Here is a 7,532-nt window from a genome sequence, read left to right as displayed (position 1 = left end):
AAGACCGTGGCCTACACGGCCGGTTGATCGTGGGGCCGGTTTTGGGAGTGGGCGGTGGGGATGGATCGTGCCCCGAAGTGGGGGCCGTCACCGACACGCTGCTCGGCCGGCCATGGCCCAACTGGCTTGGCTGGACAGCGGCACCGGGCAGCCGAGGGCGCCAACCGCCGACGGGATGTTCTGCCGCCGGCTCGGTGAGCGGGTCGGGCGTGAGTGGCTGGGGCCCCTCGCGCCGTGACAGGCGCCGGCTACGCGCGACGGCTCTTCCGAGTCCGGTGGAAGGACCCGCACGGGTTTCGTAACGCGTCCGTTTTCGTCGGTCGTTCGAGCGATCCGGTGGAACGGCATGTGCGCCATGGTCGCTGCATGACCGACACCCCCCACCACAACGCCACGGACCCGCAGCGCGCCCCCGAGCCGGCCGAGGGCCCGGCCGGCGCCACCCGCAGATCCGTCATCGCCACCCTCGGCGGCGCCGCGCTCGGCGTGACCGCACTGGGACTCGCCGCCACGCGGGCCGCGGCCGCGGCGCCCCGGAGCGCGGACCGGCCCGCTCCCCCGCTCGCCGCGGCGTGCGTCCTCACGCCCGAGCAGACCGAGGGCCCCTACTACCTGGACCTGGAACGGGTCCGCAAGGACATCACCGAGGGCAAGGCCGGCGTTCCGCTGACCCTGCGCGTCACGGTCATAGACAGCACCACGTGCGCCCCGCTGCCCAACACGGCCGTCGACATCTGGCACTGTGACGCGCTGGGGATCTATTCCGGCTACGTCGCCGGCGGATCCACCCCCGACACGACCTTCCTGCGCGGTGTGCAGCTGACCGACGCGTCCGGGGTCGCGGAATTCACCACCGTCTACCCGGGGTGGTACGTCGGCCGGGCCCTCCACATCCACGTCAAGACGCACGCCGGGGGCACCGTCTCCAACGGCACTTATCACGGAGGCCATGTCTCCCACACCGGCCAGCTCTACTTCCCGGAGACGTACAACACCAGGGTCGCCGCCCTGTCCCCCTACCGGAACAACACGGCCACGCGCACGCTCAACGCGAGGGACGGCATCTACCGCAACGGCGGTTCGGCCACCCTGCTGACCCTCACCCAGACGGGCAGCGACCTGAACAAGGGCGTGACCGGGACCGTCGTACTCGGGATCGACCCCACCGCCACACCCTGACGGTCCTCCGGAAGCGGTGGCCGAGCCCTGGGACGGTTGCGGCCGCCGCATACACCGCCCACTCGCCGTGCAGGGTTTCGGCACGAGAACGTGCGGCCAGGAATCGGGGATGAGCCGGAGTCGAACGTGCGAGTTATGCGGTACGACGCTGATCACGAAGCCGCAGGGCGGCCGGCCGGCTCGGTACTGTTCCAACGCCTGCCGCCAACGGGCGCTCCGGTGTCGGACGGCAGCGCGGGACACCTTCCGGACCCAGGGTGCCGCGCCGCCCGCCCCCACCGCAGCACCCGCCGCGGCGACCGCGGCAACCCGTGGCCGCGCCCTGCCGCGGGCGCTCGACTCCTTCGTCGGCCGGCGGCAGGAGCTGTCGGGCCTGCGCGCGCTGCTCAGGAGCACACGGCTGCTCACGTTGACAGGGGCGGGCGGTGTGGGCAAGACGCGGCTGGCGCTGGAGTTCGCCAGAGGGGCATCCAGCCGGTACGCCCGGCTCGACCTGGTGGAGCTCGACGCGCTGCGGGACGGCGCAACTCTGACGCAGTCCGTGGCCGCCGCGCTGGGCGTGGGCGAACGGGCGGGCCGTACCGGGGTCGACGTCCTGGTCCGTGCCATCGGTGACGCCTCCCGGCTGCTGCTTCTGGACAACTGCGAGCACCTCGCCGAGCCGTGCGCCCGGCTTGTCGTGACCCTGCTGGGCCGCTGTCCCCGGCTGCGGATCTTGGCCACGAGCCGTGAGGCACTGCGGGTGCCCGGGGAGACCGTGTTCCGGGTCGGCGAGCTGTCCCTGCCGCCGGCTGACGCCGGGGACGACGTGACGGCCCTGCAGCGGGCGGACGCGGTGCGGCTGTTCGTGGAACGCGCCGCGCACCGCTCGCCCGGGTTCGCGCTGGACCGGACCAACGGCCCGCTGGTCGCGGAGATCTGCCGACGGCTGGACGGCCTGACTCTCGCCGTGGAACTCGCGGCCGGCCACATCGGCACCCTCGCGCCGGGCGACATCCTCGCGGGCCTGGACGACCAGTTGTCCCAGCTGGACCTCTTGGCCGGTGGCAGCAGGACCGGGCCCCGGCGGCACAGCGGGCTCGCCACCGCCGTCGACTGGAGTCACCGGCTGCTGGATCCGGCGGAACAGGCCGTCTTCCGGCGCCTCGCGGTCCTCGTCGGAGGGTTCGATGTGGCCGCGGCGCGCTCGGTGTGCGCCGGCGGCGGCATCGAGCCACGAGAGGTCTTTCCCCTCCTGTGCGCGCTCGAGGCGAAGTCCCTGATCGTACGGCTGCCGGGGGACGCGGCGCCCACCCGCTTCCGGCAGCTCGGTGTCATCCGCGCCTACGCCATGGAACGTTTGCGCGCATCCGGCGAGCTGCGCCCCACCCTGCGCAGCGCCCTCACGTGGCTCCACGAGCTCGCCGAGCGAGATCGTGGGCATGTGTTCGCCGACCAGGCGAGCAGCCCGCTGACGGCGGAACGGGAAACCCTCGCCTCGGTGCCGGCCCACGCCACCGGCCAGGACGAGGCCGCACGGGTACGGCTGACCCTGGAGCTGGCCCGGGTGCACTACCAGCAAGAGCAGCCATCGGCCGCGGGCGCACTGCTGAGCGGACTGCTGCGGGAGCCCGGCGGTCGGGCACTGGGCGGGGAGGTGGCCGCGCTCGCGGCACGCGTGGCCGCCCAGCAGGCCGACCCGCACCGAGCACTGTCCCTGGGCGAGCGGGCGGTGAACCTGGAACGGCGGCGTCACGTGCCCGCCGGGCTCGCCAACGCACTCGACGCCAGGGCCGCGGCGTGGCTGTGTCACGGCGAATTCGCCGAGGCCGTCACGGATCTGCGCGCGTGCCTGGACGTCGTCGCCTCGCTCGGCTCGCCCGAAGACGTCGCGTGGTGCACCCAGCACCTGGCCTGGGCGCTGCTCCAGGCAGGCGGGCAGCGGGAGGCCGATGAGCTGATGGCGGATTGCCTTCCGATGCTCAGGGAGCAGGCGCCCTGGCCCCGGGCCGCGGCCGCGCTGCACACCGCGGGCGCCGTACGGCTGGCTCTGGGGCAGTTGGAGAGCGCCGAGGCCCTCTTCGCCGAAGTGCTGCACATCGCCCCCGGAGGGAGCTTCCACGCACTGTATCCCGTCGAAGGCCTGGCGCTGGTGGCCGCGGAGAGCGGTGACATGCAGCGCGCCCTGCGGCTGTGCGAGGCGAGCGCGCAGGCGCGACGCCGGCTGGACACCGAGCCCGAGGCACCCTGGCGGCGCAGGATCGAGCAGGCGGCGGCCCGTGCCCGTACCCTGCTGCCAACGGCGGCGCGGGAGGCCGCGGTCGTCGGCGCTCGCAAGCTGCGCGGGGACCGGCTCGTCGCCTACGCCCTGCGGACAGGGAGCGGTGAACAGGTGCGGCGGGGGCCGGACACCCTGGGGGCCGGCGACGAGCGGTGGCGGCTGACCGCCAGGGAGTTGATGGTGGTCGAACTCGTCGCGAAGGGGCTGACCAACCCGCAGATCGCGGGCAGACTCGGGCTTTCGGCGCATACGGTCGCCACACACCTGGACAGGGTGCGCGACAAGCTGGGTCTTCGCTCACGCACACAGATCGCCCTGTGGTTCGGTCGAAGAGATTCGGAGGCTTCGGTTCCGTGACATCGTGCGGTCCAGCGGGAACTCACCGAACTCCGTGCCGACCGTGAAGCCCTCGTCCGCGTCGTCCCCCAGCCGACCTTGGAAGAACCGGCAGCTCGGTTCGACCGCGAGTTGCAGAATGGGGCCGCCCGCTCGGCCCGCCTCATAGCCTGTACCGGTGAGTCCGTACCGGTTGTCTCGCCGGGGCAGGCGCCAGACGGATTCCGCAACCGGCCCCGCGCCCTCTTGGTGCGTGTTTCTGATCCGGGGTGTTCCACCACTGACGTTCAGGCAAGCGTTTGGACGGTGTAGAGGGCTCCGACTCCCGTGGCGAGGGCTCCGAGTAGAAGTCGGAGAAACCGCTCGGGCAGGTTGGGCTGAAGACGGGCTCCGAGGTTGCCTCCGACCAGTCCGCCCAGGCCGCAGGCCAGACCGAGTATCCAGTGGGGTGCGATGTCGTCACCTCCCGTGAGGGCCAGCAACCCGTATGCGTTGGCGCCGATCACCGAGGTCAGGAAGGTGGAGGCGAGGGCGGCCGGGGCGACCTGGGCGACGGGCATCCCGCGGCCGACCAGAATGGGGCCCAGGATGGAGCCGCCCCCGATGCCGTAGATGCCGCCGACTGTCCCGACTGCCAGGGCCAGGGCGGTGACCGTTCGCGGGGAGGGTTGTTCAGGCGTGTTCGCGCCTGCGGCTCGGGGGTGAATTGTGCGGGCGCACAGCCAGATTCCGAGTGGTAGCAGCAGCACGGCGACCAGGAGCCGGAAGACGGCAGGGCCCGGGACGGCGAAAACGCGGATGGCCGCGCCGAGGACGACTCCTGGCAGGGTGCCGGCGATCAGAAGGCGGGTCAGCGGGCCGTAGAGCATGCCGTCATGGCGGTAGCGCAGGAGGGCGCCGGGGCCGGCCACGACGTTGAACAGCAGATTCGTTGGTGTGACGGCGGGACTGGGAACACCCAGAGCGCTCAGTTGGACGGGGAGGAGGAAGACCGCGCCTGAGACCCCCACTGGTGCAGTGATGATCGCTATCAGCATGCCTGCGGCGAAGCCGAGCACCCCAGTTGACCAGTCCATCAGCCCCCCGCTCGATGTGATGCCTCAGTATCGGCCCCGGTTCAGGCGGCCTGTGTGAGCGGGGGTGGGGTGAGGGGCGGGCGGCTCGGGCTCTTCCTGCCGGGGGAGGCGGGTCTCGGGAGGTCATCCAGGGAGTTGGGCGACGACGCGGAGCGGGCCGGGAAGCCACAGTGCTTCCCGGCCCGTGATGGTTCTGCTGCTGGTCAGGTGTTCGCTGCCGCGGTGAATCGGGTGGCGACGTCTTCCCGGTTGACGAGGTCCCAGAGCTTGGTGACGTGGTCGGGGCGGACGTTCTTGTATTGCAGGTAGCAGGCGTGTTCCCAGGGTTTCGACTGCGGTCGTGTTCGCGGGTCGTGCTGCTCAAGGCGTTCCTGCTGTACGAGTGCGGGATGCGGTGGGGCTCGGCTCGTCGCCGGCGGGCCGGGGAGCCGGTCCCGGTGGTGCCTATCCCCGGCGGGGAGAGGCTGTGCGTCGCGGGTCGGCACATACTCGGTGCCATGAACGGGACATCACAGCTCGGAGACTTCCTGCGGGCGCGGCGCTCCCAGCTGCGGCCCGAAGTAGCCGGCGTGCCTACCTACGGGGAGCGCCGACGGGTGCCGGGGCTTCGCCGTGAGGAGCTGGCGCTGCTGGCGGGGGTGAGCGCCTCCTACTACGCCCGTCTGGAGCAGGGGCACTCGCTGGGCGCCTCGCCCGAGGTGCTGGACGCGATCGCCCGGGCTCTGCGCCTGGACGAGTCCGAGCACCGTCACCTGCACGACCTGGCCCGACCGCCCAAGCCCCGCAGCGGGCGGCGCCCCGCGCTCGAGCGCGTGACGGTGGCGACCGCCCAACTGCTGGACACGCTCGGGGACGTTCCCGCGATCGTGATCGGCCGGCGCAGTGACGTCCTGGCGTGGAACCGGCTGGGCCACGCGCTGTTCGCCGGACACCTCGACCCCGGTGCCCCGGACGTACCGGCGCAGCGCCCCAACATGGCCAGGCTGGTGTTCCTCGACACCCATACCCGAGACCTGTACGCGAACTGGCCGGGCAAGGCCAGGGCGGTGGTGGGGAATCTGCGCCTGGTGGCGGGCCAGTACCCGCTGGACGCCGCACTCCACATGCTGCTGGGTGAGCTGAGCACGAAGAGCGAGGACTTCGCCTCGATGTGGGCCGACCACCGGGTCAAGGCCTGCGCGGTGGCCGAGTACGAGATGCGGCACCCGCTGGTCGGCTCACTGACCGTGATTCAGCAGACCCTGAACCAGGGACCGGGCCCCAGCATCGTCGTCGCCACCACCGCTGCGGGCTCGCCCTCGCGAGCCGCCCTGGAACTCCTCGCCCAGGCCACCGCCCGGGCCGCCCCTGCCCGTTCGGACAACCGGCTCAGCACCGGCTGACCCCGGTTCCCCTCCCTCCGGTCGGCACCCGCGCATGCTGGTCCCGGCCGGGCATCCCTCATGCGTTGGCGTGTCGCTGCCGCATGCCCGAAAGCAGTCAAGGAGCCCCGTGTTCACCAAGCTCTCCAAGGCCGCCGTGTCGGCCGCCGCCCTGGCTGCCGCGGTCGCGATGGCCGCTCCGGCCCCGGCGTCGGCCGCCTCCGACCCGCTCAGGTGCGCGCGTACCACCGTGCACTTCGACCTGGCCAAGGGCCAGACCCCGGAGAACATCGCCCTGGGCCCGGACGGCACCGCGTACGTCACCCTCGCCAAGGCCCGACAGGTCGCCGCGGTCTCCCGGCACGGTGGCGTACGGGTCCTGGCCACCCTGCCCGAACCCGCCGACGGCGGCATCCGCACCCCGGCGCTGGGCTTCCCGCTGACCACCGGCGTCGTCCGGGCCCAGGACGGCACCTTGTACTTCCTGTACGCCACCGGCACCGCGGACCTGACCGGCGTATGGCGCCTGCGCCCGGGCGGCCGGCCGCAGCGCATCGCCGCACTGCCCGCCACCGGCCTGCCCAACGGCCTGGCCCTGGACGCCCGTACCCGCACCCTGTACGTCACCGACTCCATCCTGGGCACCGTCTGGCGTGTAGCCGCCTCCGGCGGCACTGCCAGCGCCTGGTCCACCGACCCGGCGCTGGCCCCCGCCGGGTTCCTCGGCGCCAACGGCCTGAAGATTCACAACGGGGCGCTGTGGGCCACCAACCTCGACAAGGGCACCATCGTCCGCATCCCGCTCCTGGCCGACGGGCGCGCCGGCACCGCCCGGGTCACCGCCACCGGCCTGACCGGGATCGACGACTTCGCCTTCACCGGCGACGGCGACGGCGACGGCGACGGCGACGGCGACGGCGACCAGATCATCGCCGCCCTCAACACCGTCAACCAGGTCGCCCTGATCCGGCCCGACGGCACCCGCACCATCGTCCTGACCGCCGCCGACGGCCTCCAGGGCCCGACCTCCATCGCGCTGCGCGGCAACACCGTCCACGTCATCAGCGCCGCCTACCTCACCGCGAGAGACCCCAACCTCATCCTCGCCCACCTGGGCAGCTGAGCCCCGCTCGGCAGCGCCCGTCGGTGCTCCCCGGCCGGGGAGCACACCGGTTCCCCGGCCGGCACCGGCGCCCCCGGCTGGGACACGTACGACACCCAACGGCACACCACCATGCGCATCGCCCAGGACTGGAGCCTCACCCACGACCTCCGCGCCGCAGAGCGCCACGCCTGGCACCGCTGATCCGGCACGGGCGG

The 7,532-nt window shown here is 72.5% G+C and carries 5 protein-coding genes and 1 pseudogene; 4 read left to right on the top strand and 2 right to left on the bottom strand.

The window, feature by feature from the left end:
- Positions 1 to 366: 366 nt before the first annotated feature.
- Positions 367 to 1,179, top strand: coding sequence for an intradiol ring-cleavage dioxygenase (locus tag JK361_RS40215; RefSeq protein ID WP_201828136.1), 813 nt, complete (start codon positions 367 to 369; stop codon positions 1,177 to 1,179).
- A 427-nt stretch (positions 1,180 to 1,606) separates the two neighbouring features.
- The gene (locus JK361_RS40210) at positions 1,607 to 3,796 is read left to right on the top strand and encodes an ATP-binding protein (protein WP_307787452.1); all 2,190 of its coding nucleotides are present in this window, start codon (positions 1,607 to 1,609) and stop codon (positions 3,794 to 3,796) included.
- A gap of 266 nt (positions 3,797 to 4,062) precedes the next feature.
- On the opposite strand, the gene JK361_RS40205 is transcribed toward JK361_RS40210, so the two are convergent.
- Positions 4,063 to 4,851 (bottom strand): sulfite exporter TauE/SafE family protein, encoded by a 789-nt coding sequence (locus tag JK361_RS40205; protein ID WP_201828132.1) that lies wholly within the window; start codon positions 4,849 to 4,851, stop codon positions 4,063 to 4,065.
- Positions 4,852 to 5,054: 203 nt separating this feature from the next.
- A pseudogene (locus tag JK361_RS40200) lies at positions 5,055 to 5,174 on the bottom strand (Fe-Mn family superoxide dismutase); the annotation flags it as partial.
- Between the two features lie 174 nt (positions 5,175 to 5,348).
- Between JK361_RS40200 and JK361_RS40195 the strand changes: the two are divergent.
- Together JK361_RS40195 and JK361_RS40190 are read left to right on the top strand one after the other, a co-directional pair.
- The gene (locus JK361_RS40195) at positions 5,349 to 6,233 is read left to right on the top strand and encodes a helix-turn-helix domain-containing protein (RefSeq protein ID WP_201828130.1); all 885 of its coding nucleotides are present in this window, start codon (positions 5,349 to 5,351) and stop codon (positions 6,231 to 6,233) included.
- A 109-nt stretch (positions 6,234 to 6,342) separates the two neighbouring features.
- Positions 6,343 to 7,335, top strand: a complete 993-nt coding sequence (locus JK361_RS40190) for a hypothetical protein (protein ID WP_201828128.1) — start codon at positions 6,343 to 6,345, stop codon at positions 7,333 to 7,335.
- Positions 7,336 to 7,532: the final 197 nt, after the last annotated feature.

Source organism: Streptomyces musisoli (genome assembly GCF_016741855.1).
Classification (GTDB): domain Bacteria; phylum Actinomycetota; class Actinomycetes; order Streptomycetales; family Streptomycetaceae; genus Streptomyces; species Streptomyces musisoli.
Note: the sequence above shows the minus strand (reverse complement) of the source record. Positions and strands in the feature narration are given on the sequence as shown.

Coding starts and splice junctions, on each gene's coding strand:
- JK361_RS40215 (WP_201828136.1), top strand. CDS start 367: ATGACCGACACCCCCCACCACAACGCCACGGACCCGCAGCGCGCCCCC.
- JK361_RS40205 (WP_201828132.1), bottom strand. CDS start 4,851: ATGGACTGGTCAACTGGGGTGCTCGGCTTCGCCGCAGGCATGCTGATA.
- JK361_RS40195 (WP_201828130.1), top strand. CDS start 5,349: ATGAACGGGACATCACAGCTCGGAGACTTCCTGCGGGCGCGGCGCTCC.